Annotated in this window: 22 protein-coding genes; 16 read left to right on the forward strand and 6 right to left on the reverse strand. The window is 69.0% G+C overall.

Annotation, left to right across the window (positions count from 1 at the left end; genetic code table 11):
- The first annotated feature begins 1 nt into the window (after nt 1).
- Entirely contained in the window at nt 2-763 is a 762-nt protein-coding gene (locus tag KBY81_RS06800; RefSeq protein WP_254976029.1) for a type III pantothenate kinase, read from the forward strand.
- Here KBY81_RS06800 and bcp read toward each other — a convergent pair.
- Entirely contained in the window at nt 733-1,200 is a 468-nt protein-coding gene (gene bcp / locus KBY81_RS06805) for a thioredoxin-dependent thiol peroxidase (RefSeq protein ID WP_106222966.1), read from the reverse strand. The two genes, KBY81_RS06800 and bcp, sit on opposite strands and share 31 nt — an antisense overlap.
- 186 nt (nt 1,201-1,386) lie before the next feature.
- On the opposite strand from bcp, the gene KBY81_RS06810 reads away from it, so the two are divergent.
- Nucleotides 1,387-2,097, forward strand: a complete 711-nt coding sequence (locus tag KBY81_RS06810) for an alpha/beta hydrolase (protein ID WP_106222967.1) — start codon at nt 1,387-1,389, stop codon at nt 2,095-2,097.
- A gap of 105 nt (nt 2,098-2,202) precedes the next feature.
- Here KBY81_RS06810 and KBY81_RS06815 read toward each other — a convergent pair whose 3' ends face one another.
- Nucleotides 2,203-4,437, reverse strand: a complete 2,235-nt coding sequence (locus KBY81_RS06815; RefSeq protein ID WP_254976030.1) for an AAA family ATPase — start codon at nt 4,435-4,437, stop codon at nt 2,203-2,205.
- 54 nt (nt 4,438-4,491) lie between these two features.
- Between KBY81_RS06815 and KBY81_RS06820 the strand changes: the two genes are divergently transcribed.
- The 12 genes from KBY81_RS06820 to gltS all read left to right on the forward strand — a co-directional run bounded on the left by KBY81_RS06820 (nt 4,492) and on the right by gltS (nt 20,473).
- Complete coding sequence (locus KBY81_RS06820) at nt 4,492-5,658, forward strand: efflux RND transporter periplasmic adaptor subunit (RefSeq protein ID WP_254976031.1); 1,167 nt, start codon at nt 4,492-4,494, stop codon at nt 5,656-5,658.
- A 10-nt stretch (nt 5,659-5,668) separates the two neighbouring features.
- A complete protein-coding gene (locus KBY81_RS06825) occupies nt 5,669-9,079 on the forward strand; it encodes an efflux RND transporter permease subunit (RefSeq protein ID WP_254976032.1) in 3,411 nt (1,136 codons plus the stop codon).
- A complete protein-coding gene (locus KBY81_RS06830; protein ID WP_254976033.1) occupies nt 9,079-9,363 on the forward strand; it encodes a hypothetical protein in 285 nt (94 codons plus the stop codon). The genes KBY81_RS06825 and KBY81_RS06830 overlap by 1 nt, the downstream gene beginning before the upstream one ends.
- A 76-nt stretch (nt 9,364-9,439) precedes the next feature.
- Complete coding sequence (locus KBY81_RS06835; protein WP_254976034.1) at nt 9,440-10,603, forward strand: efflux RND transporter periplasmic adaptor subunit; 1,164 nt, start codon at nt 9,440-9,442, stop codon at nt 10,601-10,603.
- Nucleotides 10,604-10,609: 6 nt separating this feature from the next.
- Entirely contained in the window at nt 10,610-13,915 is a 3,306-nt protein-coding gene (locus tag KBY81_RS06840) for an efflux RND transporter permease subunit (protein WP_254976035.1), read from the forward strand.
- An 84-nt stretch (nt 13,916-13,999) separates the two neighbouring features.
- Entirely contained in the window at nt 14,000-14,557 is a 558-nt protein-coding gene (locus KBY81_RS06845; RefSeq protein ID WP_254976036.1) for a hypothetical protein, read from the forward strand.
- Nucleotides 14,558-14,816: 259 nt separating this feature from the next.
- Nucleotides 14,817-15,683, forward strand: a complete 867-nt coding sequence (locus KBY81_RS06850; RefSeq protein WP_254976037.1) for a LysM peptidoglycan-binding domain-containing protein — start codon at nt 14,817-14,819, stop codon at nt 15,681-15,683.
- A gap of 108 nt (nt 15,684-15,791) precedes the next feature.
- On the forward strand, nt 15,792-16,553 hold the full coding sequence (locus KBY81_RS06855) for a 20S proteasome subunit A/B (protein WP_254976038.1): 762 nt from the start codon (nt 15,792-15,794) through the stop codon (nt 16,551-16,553).
- A gap of 56 nt (nt 16,554-16,609) precedes the next feature.
- Nucleotides 16,610-17,596, forward strand: a complete 987-nt coding sequence (glsA, locus tag KBY81_RS06860; RefSeq protein WP_106222976.1) for a glutaminase A — start codon at nt 16,610-16,612, stop codon at nt 17,594-17,596.
- 83 nt (nt 17,597-17,679) lie between these two features.
- Entirely contained in the window at nt 17,680-18,690 is a 1,011-nt protein-coding gene (locus KBY81_RS06865; protein ID WP_254976039.1) for an AI-2E family transporter, read from the forward strand.
- Nucleotides 18,691-18,761: 71 nt separating this feature from the next.
- A complete protein-coding gene (locus KBY81_RS06870) occupies nt 18,762-19,229 on the forward strand; it encodes a hypothetical protein (protein ID WP_106222990.1) in 468 nt (155 codons plus the stop codon).
- A gap of 26 nt (nt 19,230-19,255) precedes the next feature.
- Nucleotides 19,256-20,473 (forward strand): sodium/glutamate symporter, encoded by a 1,218-nt coding sequence (gene gltS / locus KBY81_RS06875; RefSeq protein ID WP_254976040.1) that lies wholly within the window; start codon nt 19,256-19,258, stop codon nt 20,471-20,473.
- Between the two features lie 42 nt (nt 20,474-20,515).
- On the opposite strand, the gene KBY81_RS06880 is transcribed toward gltS, so the two are convergent.
- Both KBY81_RS06880 and KBY81_RS06885 read right to left on the reverse strand, forming a co-directional pair.
- A complete protein-coding gene (locus tag KBY81_RS06880; protein ID WP_254976041.1) occupies nt 20,516-21,871 on the reverse strand; it encodes a carbohydrate porin in 1,356 nt (451 codons plus the stop codon).
- A gap of 13 nt (nt 21,872-21,884) precedes the next feature.
- Complete coding sequence (locus KBY81_RS06885) at nt 21,885-23,531, reverse strand: alpha-D-glucose phosphate-specific phosphoglucomutase (RefSeq protein WP_396103666.1); 1,647 nt, start codon at nt 23,529-23,531, stop codon at nt 21,885-21,887.
- 136 nt (nt 23,532-23,667) lie between these two features.
- Between KBY81_RS06885 and KBY81_RS06890 the strand changes: the two genes are divergently transcribed.
- Both KBY81_RS06890 and KBY81_RS06895 read left to right on the forward strand, forming a co-directional pair.
- Nucleotides 23,668-24,096 (forward strand): hypothetical protein, encoded by a 429-nt coding sequence (locus KBY81_RS06890; RefSeq protein ID WP_254976042.1) that lies wholly within the window; start codon nt 23,668-23,670, stop codon nt 24,094-24,096.
- Between the two features lie 29 nt (nt 24,097-24,125).
- The gene (locus KBY81_RS06895; RefSeq protein ID WP_219904538.1) at nt 24,126-24,350 is read left to right on the forward strand and encodes a hypothetical protein; all 225 of its coding nucleotides are present in this window, start codon (nt 24,126-24,128) and stop codon (nt 24,348-24,350) included.
- Here KBY81_RS06895 and KBY81_RS06900 read toward each other — a convergent pair.
- Together KBY81_RS06900 and KBY81_RS06905 are read right to left on the reverse strand one after the other, a co-directional pair.
- Complete coding sequence (locus tag KBY81_RS06900) at nt 24,331-24,795, reverse strand: hypothetical protein (RefSeq protein ID WP_146134670.1); 465 nt, start codon at nt 24,793-24,795, stop codon at nt 24,331-24,333. The genes KBY81_RS06895 and KBY81_RS06900 overlap by 20 nt on opposite strands.
- Before the next feature lie 14 nt (nt 24,796-24,809).
- Nucleotides 24,810-25,344: FAD-dependent monooxygenase (locus KBY81_RS06905; RefSeq protein WP_254976043.1), on the reverse strand; the 535-nt coding region annotated here is incomplete at its 5' end.

Consider the following 25,344-nt stretch of genomic DNA (forward strand, 5'->3'; position numbering starts at 1 on the left):
GGTGGCGGGGCGTCAGCCCCGCTGGCTGCTGATCGGCAACAGCCGCTGGCACTGGGCTGTGGCCGACGGGGATAGCGGCGGCGGGTCTTCCGGGGCGGGCCTCCGGTTCGTCCACCTGCCGTCGCCGGCCTCGGCGGTGGAGCCGCCCCTGGCCTGGGCGGCGGTGGGCCCGGTGCCCCCGGAGGCCGCTCTGAGCGACGCATCGCGTCTGAAGCTTGAGGATGTGCCCCTGGCCGGATCCCCCCCCTGGCTCGGCATCGACCGGGCCCTGGCGGGCTGGTGGGCGCACCGGCTGGTGGGCGGCCCGGTGCTGGTGGCCGATGCCGGCACGGTGCTGAGCCTCACCCGGGTGGACGGGCAGGGCCGCTTCGCCGGTGGCCGGTTGATGGCGGGGGCCGCCCTGCAGCTGACGGCCATGGGGTCGGGTACCGCGGCACTGCCCAGCCTCGAAGGGGTCTTGGAGGCCGGCGGGGACGACTGGCCGCTGGCCACGGCGGCGGCCATGCGTCGGGGGGTGCTGGAGGGTCTGGCCGCGGCGGTGCGGGAGGCGGGCCGTCAGGCCCGGATGGGGGCGCCCGACTGCCCGATCGTGCTCACTGGCGGTGACGGGCCGACCCTGCTGCCGCTGCTGCGCCGCTGGCCGGAGCTGGGGGGGGACGCACTGAGGCACCACCCCGAGCTCTGTCTGGAGGCCCTGGTGGCCCTGTGTCCGGCTGGGCCAGAGGGCGCGCCTCAGGCCAGGCCCAGATCCGAGAGGATCTGATCAGCCATCTCCTCGGCCTTCACCTTGAGATAGATGCGCTCCAGCTTGCCGTCGGCGTCGACGACGAAGGTGTGCCGCATCATTCCCATGTACTCCTTGCCCATGAACTTCTTCAGTCCATAGCTTCCGTAGGCCTCGGCCACGGGACAGGGCTCGGCGTCGGTCAGCAGGGTGAAGGGCAGGTCGTACTTGGCGACGAACTTGCCGTGGCTGGCCGCCCCGTCCTTGCTGATCCCCAGCACCCGAATGCCGTGGGTTTCGAAGGCGCTCCAGCGGTCCCGGAAGTTGCAGGCCTCCTTGGTGCAGCCTGGGGTGTCGTCCTTCGGATAGAAGTAGATCACCACCCGCTGGCCCCGCAGCGCGGCGAGGGACACGGCTTCACCGCTCTGGTCGGGGAGGGTGAAGTCGGGGGCTGGATCTCCCACCTGCAGGGCCATGGGTCGAACCTTGGGTCGAATGACAACCATTTCACCCTAGGGGCAAGCTCCTGGATGGGGCCTCCCGTCGGGTCCCACCGCAGGCCCCGGGTCCCACACGCCCGGGCCCCGGCCGAGGGTGCCGCTTTCCGTTCTGTGTGGAGAGGCAAAGAAACTGCACACGAGATGTAGGCAGAATCACCTCCAATGCTTAGGTTGATAGCGAAGTCAACATCGCCTCCCGTGTTCAAGAGAATTCTCGCCGGTCTCTTTGTGGGAACGGCCGTCACGGCCTCCGTGCTTCCCGCCTCCGCGGCCGTGGACAACGATCTGCCTGTCCGCTGGAACACCGGTGGTGCCGTGTGGTCCACGCACCAGTCCGCCTTTGACACCTTCCTTGACTCCGGCGACATCACCGACCGCGGTCTGGAAGGTGGTCTGGCCCGCTCCGGCTGGACGTCCGACGAAGTCAAGTCGGGCATGACCAAGACCTACGCCGTCAATCTGGTGGGGGTGTCCCGCTTCCTGTACTCCGATGCGGGCGTGAAGTTCCTGAAGAACGCCACCAACAGCTACTTCCCGTACTACAGCATGAACACCTATGCGGTTCAGGCTCTGCGGTCGGCGATCATCTCCGATGCCAAGGACGGCTCGATCTCCTCGGCCGGCATCATGAAGGCCCTCCCCACCGACTTCCGTCTGGCTGATTTCTGCAACACCTACACCGGTGCGCAGAACATCTGTGCCGAAGGTCGTTGCGCACCCGGTACCGCCCAGTGCACCTCGCTGCTCTCCTGGTACGTCTTCCTGCCCGCCTGCATCCAGGCCAACCAGATGGCCGATCCCGTCGCCATGGTCCGCGAGACCCCCGCTGCTCCCGCTCCGATGATGCAGGAGCCCGTCCGCGGCCTCTGGTGAGCCACCGGGGGAGACGTTCTCCCCCATCCCAACGGACGCCCCGGCCTTGTGCCGGGGCTTTTTTCATGGTGCCCTCTTCACGGCCCCGGTTTCACGGCCCCGTGTTCATGGTTCCGGGCCGCGTCGGGCCACCAGCAGGGTGTGCCCCAGGGGCTGGGGCAGGGCGGCCCCGCGCCGCTGCCGGAACAGGGCTTCCAGGCGCCGCAGGCCAGCGGCCGGCAGCACGGCGGCCAGATGCCCGCGGTAGCTGGCCTGGCGGCCGAACCAGCGCTCCAGCACGGCGTCTCCCAGGGGAAGGTCGAGCGCCTCCTCCCAGAAGCGGCGCTGCACGCTCCATCCCATGGCTTCAAGGCCCTCCTGCACCCTCTCGGCCAGCTCCCCCTCCCCCGCCCGCCACTCCTGTTCCCGGGAGGCTGCGGTCTCGAGGGCGTCCCGGGCGTCGCCGGCATCGCTGCCGCCGAGATGGGCGCGCAGGCTGCCCGCCGGCCCCAGCAGGGGACGGGTGAACAGCAGGCGGAGCCCGGCGCCGGGGGCCGCCAGGGCCGTGAGCAGCTCCAGCCAGGCCCGCCGCTGCTCGGCCGTGCAGCTCCGCCAGGGCTGGCGGGCCGCGATCCATTCGAAGCGCCCCTCCCCCCGGGGCCATGGCTCCAGCTGGGCCTGCAGCGGCTCGGGCGTCTCCGGCGCCGCGGCCAGCAGGCGGGGGCGCCGCAGCTGATCCAGCAGCTGCAGCTGGGCCTGGAGGCGATCGTGCACCGCCGCCGATGGCGTGGCCAGCACCACCTCACCCTCGCTGGTCGCTTCGAGCGGATCAAGGGCCCAGAGCAGGGAGTGGGCCTCCAGCACCAGCACCCGGTCGAGGCGGCCGATGGCGGCGTCTTCCCAGAACCGGCGGCGCAGCCGGTCGAGCCGTTCGCCCTCCGCCCCCGCCTGGCGCTGCAGCCAGCGGTTGAGCAGGGGGTCGTCCGGGCTGCTGCTGAGCAGGTCGCCGCGGTCGTCGGCGGCCGTTTCGGCCGCGGCGGCCAGCTGGGCGGCCCGCCGCTGCTGCAGCCGTTGGCGCAGCCCCCCTTCCCAGCCCAGGGCCCCCGGCTGCCAGAACACCTCCCCCTGCAGGGCCCGGGGCAGGTACTGCTGGGCCACCCAGTGGTCGGCATAGGCGTGGGGATAGCGGTAGCCCACCCCGTCACCGAAGGCCTGGCCGTCCCGGTTGGCGTCGCGCAGATGGGCGGGCACCTGCTGGCGCCGGGCCTCGCGCACCGCCTTGACGGCATCGAAGAAGCCGAGGCTGCTGTTGCTCTTCTCGGTGCCGGCCAGGTAGAGGGTGGCGTGGGCCAGGGGGTAGAGCCCCTCCGGCAACCCCACCCGGTCGAAGGCCGCGGCGCAGGCCTCCACCACCACCATGGCCTGGGGATCGGCCAGGCCGATGTCCTCGCCGGCGGAGATCAGCAGGCGCCGCAGGATGAAACGCGGGTTCTCGCCGGCCTCCACCATCCGCGCCAGCCAGAACAGGGCCGCATCGGGGTCGGAGCCCCGGATCGACTTGATGAAGGCGCTGATGGTGTCGAAGTGGGCATCGCCCTGCTTGTCGTAGAGCACCGCCCGCTGCTGGATCGATTCCTCGGCGATGGCCAGGTCGATGCGGATCACCCCGTCGGCGTCGGCTTCGGTGGTCTCCACCGCCAGTTCGAGGGCGTTGAGCAGGCTGCGGGCATCGCCCCCCGCCACGTCCAGCAGATGGGCGGCCGCCTCCTCGGCCAGTGCGACGCGGCGCTGGCCGTAGCCGTGCTCGGGATCGGCCAGGGCCCGCTCCAGCAGCAGGCGCAGGTCCTCCGGCTCCAGGGGCTGGAGGCGGAACAGGCGGGAGCGGCTGACCAGGGCCTTGTTGACTTCGAAGTGGGGGTTTTCGGTGGTGGCGCCGATCAGGGTGACGGTGCCGTTCTCCACCCAGGGCAGCAGGGCGTCCTGCTGGGCGCTGTTGAAGCGGTGCACCTCATCGATGAACAGGATTGTGCGCAGGCCGTGGTGCTCCAGCCGCTGCCTGGCGGCGTCCACCTCGGCGCGCAGGTCCTTCACGCCGGCCAGCACGGCGTTGAGGCTGCTGAAGTGGGCCCGGGTGCTGCCGGCGATGATCCGCGCCAGCGTCGTCTTGCCGGTGCCGGGGGGGCCGTGCAGGATCAGGTTGCCGACGCGGTCGGCGGCGATGGCGCGACGCAGCAGCCGCCCCGGGCCCAGGATCGCCGCCTGGCCCACGAAGTCGTCGAGGCTGCGCGGCCGCAATCGATCCGCCAGCGGGGCGATCCTGCGCCTGGCCTGCTCGCCCTGATGCCAGAACAGATCACTCACCGCCCCATCATCTCGCCGGGAGAGCCTCCGGAGCGGTACGGTCTGGCGGAAGCCTTGTCCGTCGCTGAACCCGTGAACGGCCATCCGAGCAGGCCGCCTCTTCCCGGGGCACCCACTGGACGCCTGCGACGCTCCGGCACCACCCTTCCGGCGGCCGCGGCCGCCCTGCTTGGCGCCACCCTGCTGGGGGCCTGTCAGGCGGAGGCCCCCCCCGGACGGCCGCCACTCGCGGTGCGCGCCGAGCCGGCCACCCTGGCCCCCTTCACCGACAACGTCGACACGGTCAGCACCCTCGAGGCCATCGAGGAGGTGCGCCTGGCGGCCCAGGCCGGCGGACGGATCGAGCGGCTGCTCGTGGGCCAGGGCGACAAGGTGGCCGCCGGCCAGATCCTGCTGGTGCTCGACCAGGCCCAGGCCCGCGCCGATGTGGCCCGCCTGGAGGCGGAGGTCCAGACCAACAAGCTCAACTACGAGCGCTACGAATATCTGGTGCGGCAGGGGGCCGCCAGCGCCTTCCAGCGGGATGAGTTCCGCCAGCGGTACCTCTCCTCCCGGCAGGACCTGGTGGCCCGGCGGGCCGATCTGGCGTTCCGCGACCTCAAGGCGCCCATCGCCGGCACCGTCGGCGACGTGCAGGTGAAGCTGGGGGATGTGATCGCCGCCGGCGACCCCTTCACCACGATCATCCGCAACGACCGGCTGATGGCCCGGGTGGATGTGCCGGCGGTGTTCTCCAGCCGCCTGCGGGTGGGACAGGCGGTGATCCTCATGGATCCGGCCACCAACAAGCCGATGGCCCAGGGGGTGGTGGGTTCCCTCGATCCGGGCGTGGTGGCCGGCACCCAGTCCCTGCTGGCCAAGGCTGAATTCGCCAATCCCGGCGGGGTGCTGCGCACCGGATTGCGCACCCGCACCCGGCTGGTGCTCGACAGCCGCCAGGAGCTGTCGGTTCCCTTTGCGGCCGTCACCCAGATCTCCGGCCAGAGCTTCGTCTACGAGGTGGGCAGCCTGGCCGATCTGGAGCGGCGCCCCGGCCGCGCCGACCTGGCGGTGGCCCGCAAGCTCCCCGCCGGCACCAGCTTCGCCCTGCAGACCCCCGTGCAGCTGGGCCCCCTGCAGAACAACCGCTATCCGGTGCTCAAGGGCCTCCAGCCCGGCACCCGGGTGATCACCACCAACCTGATCAATCTCCGCAACGGCGCGCCCGTCAAGGTGAACTGAGCCCCGCCTGATGTCCCCTTCGAACACGTTCATCCTCAGGCCGGTGCTCACCACGGTGTGCAGCCTGCTGATCGTGATCGCCGGCCTGATCGCGATCCCCCTGCTGCCGATCGAGAGCCTGCCGGACATCGCCCCGCCCACGGTGCGGGTCACCTCCCGCTACGTGGGTGCCGATGCGGTCAGCGTCGAGCAGGGCGTCACCAGCGTGCTCGAGCAGCAGATCAACGGGGTGCAGGACATGGAGTTCATCACCTCCACCAGTGCGGCCGATGGCTCCAGCTCCATCTCCGTCACCTTCGCCAGCGGCAGCGACGGTGACATCAACCAGGTGAACGTCCAGAACCGGGTGTCCCTGGCCCAGCCGAGCCTGCCGGAGGAGGTGCGCCAGTCCGGCATCACGGTGAACAAGGCCTCCAACTCGATCCTGCTCGTCTACAACTTCACCAGCGAGGATCCGAACAACCAGTTCAGCCTGGAGACGATCAGCGGCCTGCTGGATCAGAACCTCACCGATGCGGTCCGCCGTGTGCCCGGTGTCGGTGAACTCACCTATTTCGGCAATCGGCAGCTGGCCTTCCGACTCTGGCTGGATCCGAATCGCCTGGCGGCCAACAAGCTCACCGCCGCCGATGTGGTCGCCGCCCTGCGCAGCCAGAATCGGCTGGTGCCAGTGGGTCGCATCGGCGGTGCCCCCTCCCCCGAGGGCCAGCAGTTCACCCTCACCGTGCAGCTGCAGGGGCGGCTGCGCAACACCGAGGAGTTCGGCTCGATGATCCTGCGCTCCACGGCCGACGGCGGCCTGGTGCGGCTGCGGGATGTGGGCCGGGTGACGCTCGGGGGCGAATCCTTCGACATTGAGGCCACGGACCTGCGCGGTGTTCCCTCCGTGGGCATGGCCGTCTACCAGCTCACGGGCAGCAATGCCCTCGATGTCTCCAGTGGTGTGGAGGAGGTGATCAAGGAGTTCGCAGGCACCATGCCGGTCGGCATGACGATCCAGAAGATCTACGACAACACCGAATTCGTCGAAGCCTCGATTGACGAGGTCACCACCGCCCTGCGGGAGGCGGTGGTGCTGGTGGTGCTGATCCTGTTCCTGTTCCTGCAGAACTGGAAGGCCACCCTGGTGCCGGCCATCGCTATTCCGGTCGCCCTGGTGGGCACCTTCCTGTTCGTGAAGGCCTTCGGTTTCACCCTCAACCAGCTCACCCTGTTCGGCCTGGTGCTGGCCACGGGTCTGGTGGTGGATGACGCCATCACCGTGATCGAGGACACCTCCACCAAGAAGGGCTCCGGTCTCAGTGCCCTGGAGAGCGCCAAGTCCACCATGGACGAGCTGTTCGGGGCGGTGATCGCCACCTCCCTGGTGCTGTTCGCAGTGTTCGTGCCGGTGCTGTTCTTCCCCGGGGCCACCGGGACGATCTACAAGCAGTTCGCCGCGACGATCATCTTCTCGATCCTGATCTCCACCTTCAACGCCCTCACCTTTTCGCCGATGCTCTCGGCCCTGCTGCTGGCCCGGGAGGGCGAGCCCCCCAGTCGGCGGACCTATGCGATCTCCGGTGTCTTCATCGGCTTCGTCTACGGACTGCTGGCCAGCGGCGGCGGCATCCTGGTGGCCCTCGGCGTGCTGGCCCTGGCCGCGGCGATCGGCTACGGCCTGCACCTGCTCACCGGCCTGCCGCTGCGGCTGCCCTTTGCCATCGGCGGTGCCGTCGCCGCCGTGATGCTCGGGAAACTGAACAGCCCGCTGGAGGTGCTGATCTACACGCTGATCGGCGGGCTGCTCGGCTGGGGCGCCCCGTTCATCTTCCGCCGCTTCAACGTCCTCTATGGCGGCGTCGAACGGCGGTACCACGCCGGGTTGGCCTGGGTGCTGGGCAAGCGCCGACTGATCATGGTTCTGCTGGCCGGTGGCATCGTGCTCACCGGTTTCGCCTTCACCTCGATCCCGACAGGTTTCGTTCCGGTGGAAGACCAGGGCTATGCCATCGGCATCGTCCAGGCCCCCGACGGCGCCTCCCTGGAAACGACGCGCCGCATCAACCAGCGGGTGGCCGAGATCCTGCGCAGCGAGAAGGACATCACCACGGCGGCGGTGTTCAGTGGTGCCAGCCTCGATGGCAACGCCCCCAACCGGGGCCTGTTCTTCTTCGGCACCCGCAACTGGAGCGATCGAACCAACGATGAGCAGTCGGTGGCGGCCATCACCCAGCGGCTGAACCGCAAGCTCTCGGTGATCCAGGAGGCCCGGATCATCGTGGTCGAACCCCCCGCCATCCCCGGCTACGGCACCGGAGCGGGCTTCGAGATGCAGATGCTCAACCGCAGTGGTGGTGCGCTGTCCTCGGCCGATTTCTTCGCCGCGGCCACCCAGCTGGTCAGCCAGGCCAACCAGAGCGGCCTGTTCGATCGGGTGTTCACCCAGTTCTCCCCCGAGGCCCCCCAGCTCCAGATCCTCGTCGACCGTGACCGGATGGCGGCCCTCGGGGTCGACTACGGCACGGCGATGCAGACCTTCAGCTTCAACATCGGCTCCTTCTATGTCAATGACACCTTCGATGCCGGCCGGGTGCGCCGCATCTTCGTGCAGGCCGATGAACGTTACCGCGCCGATCCGGAGCAGCTGAAGTCGCTCTATGTGCCCAATGCCAGCGGCGACCAGATTCCCCTGTCGGAGTTCATCACGATCGAACCGACCACAGGACCGTCGGTGATTCCCCGCTTCAACCTGTTCCGCTCGATCAAGGTGGAGGGCTCTGCCCTGCCGGGCCGCAGCTCCGGCCAGGCGATCAAGGACATCCAGGACATCTTCGACAACCTCTCCACCACCGGTGTCGGCTACGACTGGACCGGCATCTCGCGGGAGGAGGTGAAGGCCGGCGCGCTGGCGATCGTGATCTTCGCCCTCGGCATCCTCACGGTGTACCTGGTGCTCTCGGCCCAGTACGAGAGCTACAGCGACCCCCTGATCATCCTGATGACCGTGCCGACGGCCATGCTCGGCGCCCTGGCCTTTCTGGCCCTGCGGGGTGAGGTGCTCAACATCTACGCCCAGGTGGGTCTGGTGATGCTGATCGGCCTGGCGGCCAAGAACGGCATCCTCATCGTCGATCTCGCCAACCAGCGCATGCAGGATGGCGCCTCCGCGCTCGAGGCGGCGCGGGCGTCGGCCCAGTCCCGCTTCCGGCCGATCCTGATGACTGCCATCTCCTCCCTGTTCGGCTTCCTGCCCCTCGTTTTCGCCAGCGGCGCCGGTGCCCGCAGCCAGGCGTCCCTGGGTACGGTGGTCTTCGGGGGCCTGGCCGTGGCCACGGTGCTGTCCCTGTTCGTGGTGCCCGTGTTCTACGTCGTCATGAAGCAGCTCACCGCCGGATCCCCGCCCGTCGAGGCCGAAGCCACCTCGGGCCTGGGGTCCTGATGCCGACCCCCTGCCCACCGCTGAGCGGCCGCCGGGTGCTCTGCGCCGGGATGATCACCGGTCTGGTGGGTCTGGCCATCGCCCTGTTCCTGCGGTCCATCGTGGCCCACACCCCCCTGCGGGTCACGCCCCAGGCCCTGTTCTGGAGCACGGTGGTGCTCGGCGGCTTCGGTGTCGTGGCCGGCATGGCGGTGGAGGCGGTGCGCCAGCTGCAGGAATCCAACCCGGAGCCGGACTACCACCGGCACCACGGCCGGGGCGGCAAGCCCGGCCCACGCCCCTGAGGGTCCGCATGGCGCTCCGGACCAGTGGGGCGGACGGGCCTTTTCCGGTACCTTGCGGAGGTATGAACCCGGTCCGGTGCGCTGGCAGGCTCTTCCCTCTCTCCTTCCCCTGACGTGGCTGCTGGCCGCCTGCGGTTCCGCCGCCCCTGAGGCCAGGCCGCCCCTGGTGGTCCAGACGGTGACGGTGGGGGAGTTCCGCTTCACGCCGGGCATCGAGACCATCAGCACCATCGAGTCCACCTCCAACGTGGTGATGCGGCCCCAGTCCGATGGCCGGGTGGTGCGGATCCTGGCCAGTGAGGGCCAGCAGGTGAAGGCGGGCCAGCCGATCCTGGTGCTCGACAACGTGCAGGAATCGGCCACCCTCGATTCCGACCGGGCTGAGGCGATCAAGGATCGTGTCAACGCCGAGCGCTACGTCTTCCTCAACGAGCAGGGGGCCGTCTCGACCAAGGACCGGGATTTCTACATCACCCAGGCGATCCAGAGCCGCGACCAGGCCCGCTCCAGCGCCGCCACCCTCGGGTACAAGTTCGTCACCGCCCCCATCGACGGCCAGATCGGCAATCTCGACTCGGTCAAGCTGGGGGATTACGTGCGCCAGGGCCAGGCGATCACGGGCATCGTCAACAACGCCTCCCTCTGGACCCTGATGGATGTGCCGGCCACCCAGTCCAGCCAGGTGAAGATCGGCCAGCCGGTGGAGGTGGAGAGCCAGGGCAATCCGCCGGTGCGGGGCGTGGGCCGGGTGGTGTTCGTCTCCCCCTACTTCGCCAATGCCACCCAGTCCTCGGGCCAGCCCAACACGGTGCTGGTGAAGGCGGAGTTCCCCAATCTCACGGGGGTGCTGAAGACCGGCCAGTACGTCCGCAACCGCATCATCACCGGCAGCAGCGACCAGCTGGCGGTGCCGGTGGAGGCGGTGATGATGCAGGCCCAGCAGCCCTTCGTTTACCGGGTGCTGCCCCTCTCCACGGTCCTGCCCCAGATCAAGGCCTCGGATCAGCTGCTGCCCGCCCAGAAGCAGAAGCTGGAGAAGCTTCCGGGCACCACGCCGGTGGTGGTCCAGACGGCGGTGAAGCTGGGCAAGCTGCAGAACAACGCCTATCCGGTGCTCTCCGGACTGACCAAAGGCGATGAGGTGGTGGTGAGCAACACGGCCCTGCTGCGCTCCGGCATGCCGGTGCGGCGGGCCCCGGCCCCGGCGGCGGCCCCGGCCGCAGCCCCGGCGGCGAGCTGAACTCCGATGTCGTTCTCCGATAACTTCATCAAGCGGCCGGTTCTGACCACCGTCTGCAGCATCCTGATCGTGCTGGTGGGCCTGATCGCCATCCCCACGCTGTCGATCGAGAACCTCCCCAATATCGCTCCACCCCTGATCCAGGTGACCTCCAATTATGGAGGGGCCAATTCCCTGGTCACCGAGCAGGCGGTGACCAACCCGATCGAGCAGCAGATCAACGGAGTTCCGGGCGCGAATTATATTTCCTCCACCAGCAATATGTCGGGGACGAGCACGATTCAGGTCTTTTTCAACGAAGGCACCGATATCAACATCGACCAGGTGAACGTGCAGAACCGCGTTTCCCTGGCGATGCCCCAGCTGCCGCAGCAGGTGCAGGCCACCGGGGTTTCGGTGATGCAGAGCACCCCGTCGATCCTGCTGGCCTATCAGGTCACCTCAACGGAAGGCCAGTTCGATGCCTCCTATCTCAACGGCTTGATTTATCAGAATCTGTACTTCCAGCTGGAGCGGGTGCCCGGGGTGGCCACCGTCAACCTGCTGGGTGGCAGCAATCCGGCCTTCTGGCTGTTCGTCGATGCCAACAAACTCTCAGCCAACAACCTCACCGCCGACCAGGTGGTCAATGCGGTGGCCAGCCAGAACAGCGTCGCCATCGGTGGCCTGGTGGGCGGTCCGCCGGCGGCGGGTAACCAGAAGTTCGCCTACCCGATCCTGGTGGAGAACAACGGCAACCTGGTGTCCGTCGAAGAGCTCAACAACCTGATCGTCGGCCGCACCTCCACCGGCAACCTGCTGCGGCTCAAGGATGTGGGCGAAGCCACCTACGGCACCAACACCTTCGCCCAGCAGGCGGTGAGCATCGAAGGCCACCCCTCGATCACCGTCGCCGTCTTCCAGACCCCCGAGAGCAACGCCCTCGATGTCTCGAACCAGGTGGTGCAGGTGATGAACCAGTTCACCCAGGGCGTCCCCCCGGGCGTCAAGGTGTTCGAGATCTATAACATCGGCCAGTTCATCGAGTCGGCCGTGGAGGGGGTGGTGGACGCCCTCGGCCTGGCCATCGTGCTGGTGCTGATGATCCTGTTCCTGTTCCTGCAGGACTGGCGGGCCACCGTGGTGCCCAGCCTGGCGATTCCGATCTCCCTGGTCGGTACCTTCGCCTTCGTGAAGATCTTCGGTTTCTCGATCAACCAGCTCACCCTTCTGGGCCTGGTGCTGGCCACCGGCCTGGTGGTGGATGACGCCATCGTGGTGATCGAGGCGGTGGAGAAGAACCTGGAGAAGGGGATGCGCCCCCGCCAGGCCGCCATGGCGTGCATGGGGGAGCTGTTCGGCGCCCTGGTGGCCACCGCCCTGGTGCTGATGGCGGTGTTCGTGCCCGTGGCCTTCTATCCCGGCGGCATCGGCATCATCTATCGCCAGTTCGCTCTCACCATCGCCTTCTCGATCGCGATCTCCGCCTTCAACGCCCTCACCTTCTCCCCCATGCTCTCGGCCCTGCTGCTGCGGAGCCAGAAATCAGCGCCCCCCGGACGGGTGGTGGGCATCATCGGCGGGGTGGTGGTGGGCCTGGCCTTCGGTCGCTTCAGTGCCGCCTCCTTCGGCAGCATCACCTACGTGATCGGCGTGGTCGGGGGTGTGCTGGCCGGCGCCAATCTGGTCTGGATCTTCAACCGTTTCAACGCCTTCTTCACGCGGCTCGAGCGTGGCTATGCCGCTCTGGTGGAGGCCCTGATCGGCCGGCGCCGCTGGATCCTGGTGGGACTGGGCGCCGGCATCGCCCTCACCCTGTTCGCCTTCACCGCCCTTCCCTCCGCCTTCATCCCCGAGGAGGACCAGGGTTACGGCCTGGGCATCTTCCAACTCCAGAACGGTGCCTCCCTCAGCCAGACCCAGGGCACCGCCCTGGAGGTGGCCAAGGTCCTGAATGCCGAAGAGGAGATCATTGCCGGTTCGGTGGTGAGCGGCTATGGCTTCAACGGCGCCAGTCCCGACCAGGGGGTGTTCTTCTTCGGCTTCAAGCCGCTTGAGGAGCGCAGCCGGGCCGACCAGAAGGCGCCGGCGATCGTGAGCCGGCTCAACGCCAAGCTCAGCCAGATCAGCTCCGGCATGGCGGTGGCGGCCCAGCCTCCGGCGATTCCGGGGTTCTCGGCCCAGGGGGGCTTCTACTTCCAGTTCAACGACCTCAGCAACGGGGCGTTCACCTTCAACCAGCTCGATGACCAGGCCAAGCAGCTGATCCAGGCCGGCACGGCCAGCGGCGGCTTCTCCACCCTTTACACCCAGTTCATCCCCAGCGCGCCGGCCTTCGGGCTGAAGATCGACCGCTCGATCGTGGGCGCTCTCAACATCGACTTCCAGCAGGCGATGCAGACCATCGCCGTGCTGGCGGGCAGCAATTACTCGGGACTCACCTACGAGAGCGGCCAGGTGAGGAACATCTACGTACAGGCGGCGGCCGAGAACCGCAAATCCCTGGAGGACGTGCTCAGTTTCTACGTGCGCAGCAGGGACGACAAGCTGGTGCAGGTGTCGGAGTTCGCCACGGCGGAGCTCACCAGCGCACCGCCGGTGATCAGCCACTTCAACCTCTACCGCACGATCCTGATCCAGGGGGCCGAGGCGGTCGGCAAGAGTTCCGGGCAGGCCCTGACGCTGATCCAGGATCTGTTCCGTGCCCAGGACTTCAACAACATCGGCTATGCCTTCACCGGTCTGGCCGCCCTGCAGCTGTCGGCGGGCAACGCCAGTGTGCTGGTGTTCGGCCTCGGGATCCTGGTGGTCTACCTGGTGCTCTCGGCCCAGTACGAGAGCTACGTGACGCCGGTGATCATCCTGATGACCGTGCCCCTGGCCATGCTCGGCGCCCTGGTGTTCCTGGCGCTGCGCTCGATCGACCTCAACATCTATGCCCAGGTGGGTCTGGTGACCCTGATCGGGCTGGCGGCCAAGAACGGCATCCTCATCGTTGAGGTGGCCGAGCAGCACATGAAGGAGGGCATGACCGCCGCCGAGGCCGCCATCGCTTCGGCGGAGTCCAGGCTGCGGCCGATCCTGATGACGGCCATCGCCGCCCTGGCCGGCTTCCTGCCCCTGGTGGTGGCCACCACGGCGGGGGCCAACAGCCAGCAGTCCCTGGGCACGGTGATCTTCGGCGGTCTGCTGGTGGCCACCGTGCTGTCGCTGGGGGTGGTGCCCCCCTTCTATGTGGTGGTGAAGGCGCTGGAGGCCCGCTGGTTCGGCGAATCCGACCCTGAGGAGGCCGACCTGGCCCCCGCCGGCGACCAGCCCAGCGGCTCGATGTAACGAAACGTGGAGCGCTCCGCCGGCTCCATTGCGGTGGCCCGGCGAGGCCGTGAGGATCGTTACAGGAGATTGAGGAACCCTTCCATGCTGCCCACGCTTGCCGAACGGCTACGGGAGCAGCACGCCAAAACTCGGGGGCGGCACCCCTCGCGCCTGCCCTGGCCGGTGCCCGCCGAGCCGCCCACGGCCCTGCTGTTTCAGGCATGTCCAGATCTGGAGATCGTGGCCTTGTCGATTGGGCCGGCTGTGTCCGCAGCCGCCGCGATGGCCGACCCCGACCCGCTGCCCCCGGTGAACGCGGTCGTCGTCACGGAGATCGCCAGGCTTGAGCCCCTGCAGTCGGAGGTCGTGGAGCCTCAGAGGGGGTTGCCGGAGCACAGGGAGCCTGAGCTGGCGGTCACGCTGCCCCCGGAGCCTGCCGTGTCTGTGACAGCCCCCACGGTCCCGGAGCGGACAGCCTTGGCGGAGCTGCTGCTGCTGCTGGTCTGGGCCGTGCTGGTGCTGATCGATGGTGCCCTGGCCCTGGTCACCCTGACCAATGGCGCCGCGGGCCGGCAAAGGCGGCCGCCGGGGAGCGCCGCCACCGACCACCCGTCGCCGTCGTCGGCGCCACCCTTCCTGATGGCTGCCGCGGCGCCCTGAACGCCTGCGGCTGAGGTGCCGTCGATCAGCGGGACGTCGTCGAGCGTTTCTATCCCTGTCTGATGAAATGTTGCGACGTTGCTTTCAACGGTCGGGGCCATGATCGGCAGGGTCTGGAATGTGCTGATTCTGTGATGGTGGCCGCTTCTGGTAGCTTTCTTCTGCAGGAAGTGAGGGAATCATGGGTCGACAGGCATCGGCGACAGGGGCTGTTCTTGCCGCCCTTTTTCTCTCCTTCAGCGGGCTCGGCTTCAGCCCGGTGGCCTTCAGCCAGGGGACCCCTCCCGCCCGCAGTGTGAAGGTCGTCCAGGGCGACACGCTGGAGGCCATTGCTGCCCGTTATGGGGTGAGCGTGCAGGAGTTGATGCGGCTGAACAGGATCACCAAGCCGGAGGAGCTGCAGATCGGTCAGCAGCTGAAACTGCCGCCATCGAAGGGGCTCGTGCAGGTGCGCGCCGGAGACACCCTGGCGCTCCTCGCAACCCGCCATCGGACCACTGTGGCGGATCTGCAAAAGGCCAACCCCGGGCTCAAGCCCGACCAACTCAAGGTGGGTGCCTGGCTGAAGCTCCCTCCGGCATCCGCCGCCAAGCCCTCTGCCGCGGCCAAGACAACCGCGAAGCCCCCGTCCACCGGGAAGCCTTCCTCCACCGCCAAGCCCGCTGCCGCCGCCAAACCGGCGCCCCCCGCGAAACCGACATCCCCGGCCACGCCGTCGCCGCCGGCCACCGCCTCTCCGGCCCAGGCACCGACCACGCCGCCAGCCGTGACGCCTCCGGCGCCCAGCGCGCCCCCCGCACCGGTGCCCCCTAAACAGGGTGAGGCGGTGCGCTGGCGCTTCTACGGCAACACCCTCGTCGACTGGGGCGGCTGGAAGCTCCATCCCGGCGGGGTGCGGGTCACCCTGGTGCAACCCACCCAGGCGGACGTGGGTCCGACCCGGGCCCAGGCGACGGCGGTGGCGGTGCACTGCAGCAGCCTCCGCCAGGCCTGGCTGGTCAACGGCGCCTGGGAGCCCTGGACCGTGCCGCTGGGGCGGTCGCTGGGTCAGCAGATCGTGCTGGATCTCTGCGCCAACGTCAGCGACCCCACCGCCCCATCCACGGCACCTCCCGCAGCACCCTGAGGGCCGGTTCCACCAGGGGGCTGGAACGCGGTGATCCCGGTCACTTCCGGGCCGTTGATTTCCTGACCGTGGGCTAGTCTCACGACAAGTTTTTTGCTGCCGAACGGAGTGACGTACTGCATCGGCTACTGGCTGGAGAAGGGCCTGGTGATGGTCTCCGACTCCCGCACGAATGCAGGAGTTGATTACATTTCAAGCTACAGCAAGATGTATGTCTTCCAGCCGGCCTCCGACCGGCTGTTCGTCTTGCTCGCTGCCGGCAATCTGGCCACCACCCAGGCCGTGGTCAACTGGATCCAGCGGGATCTCGATCGACCCGACGAGGACTCCAGCTCGAACGGCAAGACGCTGCGCACCTGTGATTACCTGTTCGAGGCAGCCGCCTACATCGGCCGGGTGAGTGTGGCGGTGCAGCAGGAGAACGGCCCTGCGCTGAAGCAGGCCGGCGCCAGTGCCGGGGCCTCCTTCCTCCTGGGTGGCCAGATCGCCGGGGAGGCCCATGGGCTGTATCTGGTCTATGCCGAGGGCAACGCCATCAAGGCCACCCGGGAAACGCCGTACCTGCAGATCGGGGAGACGAAGTATGGAAAGCCCCCGCTCGACAACGTGGGCCATACCAACCTCTCCCTGGAGGATGCGGCCCGGCTGTGCCTGATCTCGGAAGTGCTCACCCAGCGCTCCAATCTCACCGTGGGCCCCCCGTTCGAGCTGGCCATCCTTCCCGCCGACGCCCTGGCGGTGGCCCACCGCGTGACGTTCGACCCCGAGGCGCCTGAGCTGGCCGCGATGGTCGAGACCTGGAGCGATGCCCAGCGGGAAGCGCTGCATCGCCTGCCCAGCTTCCCCTGGGAGCGGACGTCGCCGCACTGATCGCGCGATCTCCCGGCCCTCCGCGGAACCTTTCACCCTCCACCCCGTCTCCCACCATGTGGTCCGTGTCCGAATGGGTGTCCAACGGTCACCTGCCCACCGCAGAGGTGGTGCAGGAGCTGGTGGAGGAGGCCCATCGCCGCTTCGCACCGGTCGGCGAGGGCCAGGTGGCCGACTACATCCCGGCGCTGGCATCGGCGGATCCGGCCCACTTCGGTCTGTGCGTGTCCAGCTGCGGCGGGGCGTTGTTCGAGGCGGGGGAGGCCCGGGTCGCCTTCAGCATCCAGAGCATCTCAAAACCGTTTCTGTTCGCCCTGATCTGCCAGGCCATCGGCGAGGAGGAAGCGCGGGAGAAGCTCGGCGTCAACAGCACCGGCCTGCCCTTCAATTCCGTGCTGGCGGTGGAGCGCAGCGGCGACGGCCTCTCCAATCCGATGGTGAACGCCGGGGCGATCGCCGCCACCAGCCTGGCGCCCGGCGCCAGCAGCGAGGCGAAGTGGTCCTTCATCCAGGACGGCTTCTCCCGCTTCGCCGGCCGGCGGCTGGAGATCGATGCCGAGGTTTTCGCGTCGGAGCTGGCCACCAATCGCCGCAACGCCGGTCTGGCGACACTCCTCAGTGACCATGACCGCATCTGGTGGGATCCGGACGAGGCCACCGAGCTGTACACCCGCCAGTGTTCCCTGAGTGTCACCGCCGCCGACCTGGCGGTGATGGCCGCCACCCTGGCCAACGGCGGGCGCCAGCCGGTCACCGGGGAGCAGGTGATCGATGCCATCCACTGCCAGCACGTGCTGGCGGTGATGGTCACGGCGGGGCTGTACGAGACATCCGGCGACTGGCTCTACGCCACTGGCCTGCCGGGCAAGAGCGGCGTGGCCGGCGGCATGATCACCGTGGCGCCCGGAAAGGGGGGGCTGGCCACCTATGCGCCGCCCCTCGATGAGGCGGGCAACAGTGTGCGCGGCCAGCTCACGGCCCGTTTCCTCTCCGAGCGGCTGGGCCTCAATCTGTTCGCCTCCCGGCCGGAGACCAGCCACTGACCAGCCACTGACGGCTGGCGGCGCCGATCGTCGCCGGAAGCGCGACGCGTAGCATCCAGCCACCAGCGGGGGCCTGCCTGCAGATGTTCCAAACCCCCCAGCTGGTGCGCTACCTGCTCCTGGTGGCCTGCATCGGGGTCACGGTGGTGATCTTCAATTACTTCTCGGGCACGATTGCGGTCTTCACCGTGGCGGCCATCGTCGCGGCGCTGCTCAATGTGCCCGTGGGCTGGCTCAGCCGGGTGCTGCCGCGGGGCTGGGCGATCGCTGCCGTCTGCCTGGTCGCCCTGATGCTCCTGGTGGGCCTGATCACCGGAATCGGACTGCAGGTGCTCAACCAGGGCCAGGGCCTGCTGCTGGATCTCCAGGGCACTCTCCGGCAGCAGGACCTCACGCCGTTGCAGGCCTATCTGGAGCGCTATGGACTGGAACGGGTGACCAGCCTCCTGCAGCAGGGGCTGGTGACGGGACTGGGACTGCTGCAGAACGTCTTTTCCGGGGTGTTCACGACGATCTTCGGAGCGGTGATCAGTCTTTACATGCTGATCGATGGAGAGAAGCTCTGGCGGGGGTTTCTGAACCTGATTCCGGAGGTTCATCGTGAACGCTTTGCCTTGATCTTTCGTCAGAGTGTTGTCGGCTTCATCCGCGGCCAGTTGCTGCTGATGGTTTTTCTCATGGTCTCGATCGCTGTTGTGTTCCCTTTCCTTGGGGTGAAATACAGTCTGATACTGGCGGTGGCCATGGGCATTCTTGATGTCATCCCAGGGATCGGAGCCACCCTGGGCATCATCCTGATCTCGGTGATGGTGCTGGCTTCCCAGGGAGGGGAAATCGCGCTGCGGGCGTTCATCGCGGCCCTGCTCTTCGGCCAGATTCAGGACAACATCGTCCGACCCAGGGTGATGGGCCGGGCGATGGAGCTCAATCCCGTGATCCTTTTCCTGTCGCTGTTCATCGGTCAGCGGGTCGCTGGCCTGCTGGGGATTTTTCTCTCGATTCCCATCGCCGGGATGGTGGCCCTCTGGATCCAGTCGGAACGCCAGCAGCCGGTGGGCCCGGATCGGCTCGCCGGCAGTGACGACCGGGGCTGAAGCGGTCCCGCCCCTGCCGGTGCCAGAGGCCGGCTGTCATGATGCTGGGCCTGGCCTGGTCTGAACGCTCCATGACGGCGATTCGCGCAATCACCCCCGTTCTGCTCACCGCCCTGACCATGGCCGCGACCGGGGTGCCCGCCGCCCAGGCCAGCTGCCGCTTCCTGATGCCGCTCGGCGGTGGCGGCAATCCGGTGGTGTCGAAGCGGATCGGGCCGGACCGGCTCGTGGGTCGCACCAACTGGAACACCGACTTCGTCGTCGATCGCGATTTCCGCAGTTATCGCTTCTTCTTCACATCGGCCTCCACGGAGCGCGCCAGTTTCCCGGTGTCCGGTTTCATGGTCTTCACCGACGGCAGCAGCCTGCAGGTGATCAATGAGACACCCACGTTCGAGCCCGGCACGGGCCGGATGTTCGGGCCCTTCCAGGCCGTTCCCGGCAAGCGCACCCGGTTGATGAACTTCCGGGTGGGTTCCTCCACCACACCGGCGGCCCTCGGGTTCAGCTATCGGATCTCCGTTCAGGGCTGCACCTGAAGCCTTCCCCCTGATTCCCGCCACCCATGCAGTTCGAGAGCTTCGCGACGTTCAACATCGCCATCGTGGTGCTGGCGATCGGTCGCTGGCTGAACCGCAAGGTGGGTTTCCTGCGGGAATTCAACATTCCCGAGCCGGTCACCAGCGGCCTGCTTGTCTGTCTGCTGCTGGCCCTGATCCATGCCATCAATGGCACGGAGATCGGCTTCAATCTGCAGACGCGGGATTTCCTGCTGCTCTATTTCTTTGCGGCCATCGGCCTCAATGCCGACATCAAGACCCTGCTCTCCGGGGGCTGGCCCCTGCTGATCCTGGTGGGCACCACCGTGGCTTACATGGTGCTGCAGAACCTCACCGGGATCGGCATGGCGGCGCTGCTGGGGCTCAATCCCCTGGTGGGCCTGCTGGGCGGGTCGGTGTCCCTGCTGGGGGGGCATGGCACCGCGATCGCCTGGGCGCCGCGATTTGCCGAGAGCCACGGCATCAGCAATGCCCTCGAGATCGGCATCGCCTGCGCCACCTTCGGGCTGGTGCTGGCTTCGCTGATGGGCGGGCCGATCGCCCGGATCCTGATCCGCCGCCATCGGCTCAAGACGCCGCAGGCCCGGGGCGCAGGCCCTGACAACGCCTCCGCCTCCCTGGAGGGCGGCACCCCGGACGGGGCCGGGGAGCCGGTGACCTACTTCAGCCTGCTGGGCACCCTCTTCTGGCTCAACGTGAGCCTGGGCCTGGGGGAGCTGCTGCATGAGGCCCTGCGGGCGGCCGGCAGCAACCTGCCCCTGTTCGTCTGCTGCCTGTTCGCGGCCATCTTCCTCACCAACACCGTGCCGCGGCTGCTGCCGATCCGCTGCCTGGCCGCCCCCCGCTCGCTGGCCATCGTCTCGGAGATCTCCCTGGGCATCTTCCTGACGATGTCGCTGATGAGCCTGCAGCTCTGGACCATCGCCTCCCTGGCGGGTCCGATTCTGGCCATCCTGGCCGCCCAGTTCGTGGTGTCCTTCCTGTTCGCCCTGTTCGTGGTGTTCAAGGTGATGGGACGGGATTACGAGGCCGCCGTCATCTGCGCCGGCTTCGGGGGCATCTCCCTGGGGGCCACCCCCACGGCGATGGCCAACATGTCGGCGGTGGCCCAGACCTACGGCCCCGCCCACCGGGCCTTCATCATCGTGCCGCTGGTCTCGGGTTTCTTCGTGGACATCAGCAACGCCGTGGTGATCCAGCGCTTCCTCAACTGGTTCGGCTGATCCCGCCGCGGCCGGACGGGGCCGGGCTCGCACCTGAAGGTCTCAGAAGCGCAGCGTCGTGCGGACCAGGGCGGCCCACACGCTCAGGCTGGCCTCCCCCGAGGCGGCGGGAAACAGCAGGGCCTCGGAGAGCGTGGCGCTGCCGGTGAGGGCCCCGCGCGGCCGGCTCAGCCAGAACACCGCCGGCGTCACCGAGAGATCGTCACTGATCTGGATCCGGTAGAAGAGCTCCATGGCCAGGCCCCGGTCGTCGAGGTTGCCCCGGGCTGGGGTCTGGATCGCGCTGACGTGGGCAGGGGAGCCGACGGCGAAGCCCAGGCTGTTGCCCACCCCCAGCACATCGCTCCAGATCAGCCCGGTGTACCAGGAGCGGCTGCGCACCCCCGACAGGCCTGCCACCGGGAAGGAGCCGAAACGGAACGTGTCCCGCCCCCAGCCGGCGCTGATCGAAGGCAGCCATCCGGAGGTGCGGGGCTGCCAGTAGCCCGCCAGCGACCAGGATCCCAGGCTGCCCTCGCCGGCGCCCGCCGCCAGCTGGCTGGCCAGGGGCGTCCCCCGGAGCCGCACCTGGGGCCCGCTGAGGGTCCAGGCACCGGTGATGTTCCATTGCGGCCTGGTCAGGGCCAGCTGCAGGGTGCTGGTCTGGGAGGAGGCCCCGCCGAACAGGCCGCCCCCCTGGGGGGTCCCCCCGGCCCGGCCGGCGACGTAGGCATAGCCCAGGCTCAGCCCCCGCAGGTCGCCGCGGGGCTGCCACCAGATCCCGAAGCCGCCCCCGAGCCGCTTGCTGTAGGTGCCCGGTGATCCGGCGTACTGGAACAGATCGAGGATGGGCGACGGGTTGTAGACGCTTGGCCAGACCGGCAGCATGTCGAGCTGCATGACCCGGGGCCCGACGCTGAGGCGGATCTCCGGGCCCAGGGGCAGCTGCAGGTAGGCCCGGTTGATGCTCACCAGCCGGCCGGGGCAGCTCTCCTCCCCGGCGCCGCAGGCCGGTTCCTGGAAGGCCGCATCCAGGCGGCTCAGGGGGGCGGGCGGGTTGGAGAAGAAGCCGGAGGGGGCGAAATCGCCTGTGCGCAGGCGGACTCGGAGCAGGTCCTGGCCCGTGAAGCTGGTGTCGATGGTGAGGCGGGCCTCGTGGTTGAGGCTGACCCCGTTCAGCAGCGGCGACCCATCAGCGCTGTTGCTGGCGCTGTCCACCGCACTGCCGGTGGTCTGCAGCGCGCCCAGAACGGCGTTGATCTGCAGGTCGACCCTGGTGGTGGGGGCGAAGCGGGTGGCCTCCAGCGCTTCGACGCTGGCCTGGGGCCGCTCCGGCAGCCCCTCGGCCCGCAGCAGAGCGGGTGAGCAGCCGATCGTGGCGGCCGCCAGGCAGACAGCGGCGGCGCCGGGGGGCTTCACCGGGCCCGGCCGCTCAGGTGATCACGGTGGGGCGATCCATGCCGGTGCGCACCCGGATCTCGGCCAGGGCGTCGATGGCATCGATCAGATCCTTGAGGGCCTGCTGGGGGTCGAGGTCGAGGGCACCGCTGGGGGGCACGTAGCTCTCCAGGTAGACCCGCAGGGTGGCGCCCTTGGTGCCGGTGCCCGAGAGCCGCAGCACCACCCGGCTGCCGTCGTCGAGCAGCACCCGCAGGCCCTGGCCCTTGCTGACCGAGCCGTCCACCGGGTCGGTGTAGCCGAAGTCGTCGGCGGCGCGGATCGTGCGGCCGGCGAAACCCTGGCCCGGCAGGGCAGTGAGCATCCCGGAGACCCGGTCGTAGAGGCCGTGGGCGGCGTCGCTGGCCACGGCCTCATAGTCGTGGCGGGAGTAGTAGTGGCGGCCGAAGCGGCTCCAGTGGCCCGCCATCACCTCGGCCACCGAGCAGCCGCGCACCGCCAGGATCTGTAGCCAGAACAGCACCGCCCAGAGGCCGTCCTTCTCGCGGATGTGGTTGCTGCCGGTGCCGAAGCTCTCCTCGCCGCAGAGGGTGATCCGGCCGGCATCGAGCAGGTTGCCGAAGAACTTCCAGCCCGTGGGGGTCTCGAAGCAGGGGATGCCCAGCTCGGCGGCCACCACGTCGGCGGCGGCGCTGGTGGGCATCGAGCGGGCCACGCCCGCCAGGCCATCCGCGTAGCCGGGGGCCAGGGTGGCGTTGGCGGTGAGCACGGCCAGGCTGTCGCTCGGGTTCACGAAGCAGTGCCGCCCCAGGATCATGTTGCGGTCGCCGTCGCCGTCGCAGGCGGCGCCGAAGTCGTAGGCACCGCCGGCCAGCAGCAGGTCGGCCAGCTCGTGGGCATAGGTGAGGTTGGGGTCGGGGTGGCCGCCGCCGAAGTCGGCCAGGGGAACACCGTTGCGCACCGTGCCGGCCGGTGCACCAAGAAGCCCCTCGAACAGGCGGCTGGCGTACGGGCCGGTGACCGCATGCATGGCGTCGAAGGCGACGCGGAAGTCGCCCCGCAGCAGGGCGGCGATGCGGTCGAAGTCGAACAGCTTCTGCATCAACGCCACGTAGTCGTCGACGCCGTCGATCACCTCCACCGCCATGGCGCCAATGGTGGCCGTGCCAGGAACCTCCATGTTCAGGGGGTCGGCGTCCAGGATGCGGTAGCCGTCCAGGTTGAGGGTGGCGGCATGGATGGCATCGGTGACCGATTCCGGGGCCGGACCGCCGTTGGCGCCGTTGATCTTGACGCCGAAGTCGCCGTCGAGGCCGCCGGGGTTGTGGCTGGCCGAGAGGATGATCCCGGCCACGGCGCCGTGGCTGCGGATCAGGTGGGAGGCGGCCGGGGTGGACAGGATGCCGCCGGTGGTGGTGATCAGGCGGCTGACGCCATGGGCCGCGGCCATGCGGGCGATGACGCTGATCGCTTCGAGGTTGCCGTAGCGGCCGTCGCCGCCGACCACCAGGGTGCCGCCGGCGATGCCGGGCACCACCCGCAGGGAGGCCTCGATGAAGCTCTCCAGATAGTGGGGGGTCTGGAACTGGCGGGTGCTCTTGCGCAGGCCGGAGGTGCCGGGCTTCTGGTCGTCGAAGGGTCGCTCCAGCGCCACCTGACGCAGCTCGGTCGTCATCGCCATGGCCGGCGTCCTGGTGCTCGGGGGAGCCCCAAGCTACCTCCGCCGATTCGGGCGACCCTGGCCTGGTGGGTGCTCCGGCGCCTGATGGTCGCTGCGACGGGTCTGGCTAGCCTGGGGCCACCTTGCCGGCCACCCCATGGCGCTTCGGTCGCTTCCCTCCGCCCTGCGCCTGGCCGCTGGCGCCGCCTGCGTCGCCGCCGCCGGGGCGGTGGTGTTCGGCCAGACCTCGGTGCGGGGCGCGGTGATGGGGGCCCCGAAGGCCCTTCCCTATGCCGAAGCGGTGAGTCGCACCCACACCGCCGCCGAGGCGGTGCTGGCCGGGGCGGGTGCGGAAACCTGCCTGCGGGGCAAGCTCACCAATGCCCTGCTGGGCCTCTCCAGCAGCTGTGAGGCCCAGGGGGAGCGCAACCCCCTCTGCCAGCTTGCCGACAAGGCCGCCGTCGTCACCCCCATGAGCCTGGCCTTCATGCGGGACACGGCGACCCAGCTGCTGGCGCTGATCGATGGCGGCGCCACCCGGGCGGCTGTCTCAGGGAGCCCAGAGCCGGCTCTGACCCAGCCCTGACCCGAGCCACCATGGAAGTTCAGCACCCCTTGGATGACGGCCCCCTTACTCCTGAGCAGGCCCAGCTGCTGGAGCAGTTCCGCCAGCGCGTGGACGCGAGGATCAGCAGCCACGGCCTCACCAGCGACGATGTGGCGGCTCTGGTCAAGGAGCTCCGCGACCATCCCCAGGTGAGCCGGCAGCTGATGGCCGAGCTGGCCCACGAGCTGCAGCGGCTGCTGCCCGGTCAGCGCTTCAGTTTTGATTGGGATTGATCAGGTTCAGGCCCCCCTGCCTTGGGGCGGCATTCTCCGCCGGCTTGGCCACCGGCAACTGCAGGCGGCAGACGGCCGTGAGGCTGCGGGCGGCGCGGTCGATCGGTTCGCGCCGCTCGAAGCTGTTGCTGGCCGCCACCACCGAACGCTGACGGATCGTCCAGAGCACGTCCTTGCAGCTGGCGGGCAGGCGCGGATGGTCGAGCAGGGGGTTGGCCAGGCTGCGGGCCTGGTCGCAGGGTTCAGCGGTGTTCTCGCGGCTGCAGGCCAGGGTGATCAGCTGCAGGGAGCGGAACTCGGAGGAGGGGGGAAAGGGGGGCGGCTCCGGCGCGGCCCGCAGCGGTGACGCCACCCCCAGGGGCAGGCTCGCCAGCAGGGCCAGGTGCGGCAGGGCCGCTGCGAGGCGTCGGGGGGCCTGGGAGGTGGCGCGAGGGGACCGGTCCATGGCGGGCGGGGAGGTCACCCAATCATGGCCGCCGCCCCGGGATCCCTGGTGATGGCCGCGGAGCCGTCGCGCAGCAGCCGCTGGGAGGCCAGCCAGCGGCGGGCCAGCAGCGGGCCGCTCCAGCGGGCGGTGCGGGCCAGCAGTCCCCGCAGGCGGTGCCGGCGCCGCAGCAGATCAGCCCGGCGGGCCTCCTGTTCCTGCAGCGCCTGGATCCGCCGGATCTCCGGTTGCCGTTCGGCGACGACCGCCGCGGCAGCCGTGTCAATGGCCCCGGGCTCGCCGTCGCGCAGGGCGGGCCCCAGGTGCCGGGCGGCCACCAGGGCATCCCGCAGGGCCATGTTGATCCCCTGGGCCCGCAGCGGGCTCATCGGGTGGGCGGCATCCCCGAGCAACAGCAGTCCGGGCCGCTGCCAGTGCGGGCAGAGCCCCACCTGCACCGGCAGCCGCACCGGCCCCTGGACGGCCGCCACCGGCAGCTCCCGCAGCCGCTTGGCCAGGGCCTCCGGGGCGTCAGTGGCCCAGAGCTCCGCCCAGGCGCCGGGGCCGGCT

The sequence above is a fragment of the Cyanobium sp. Lug-B genome (assembly GCF_024345635.1).
Classification (GTDB): domain Bacteria; phylum Cyanobacteriota; class Cyanobacteriia; order PCC-6307; family Cyanobiaceae; genus Cyanobium; species Cyanobium minutissimum.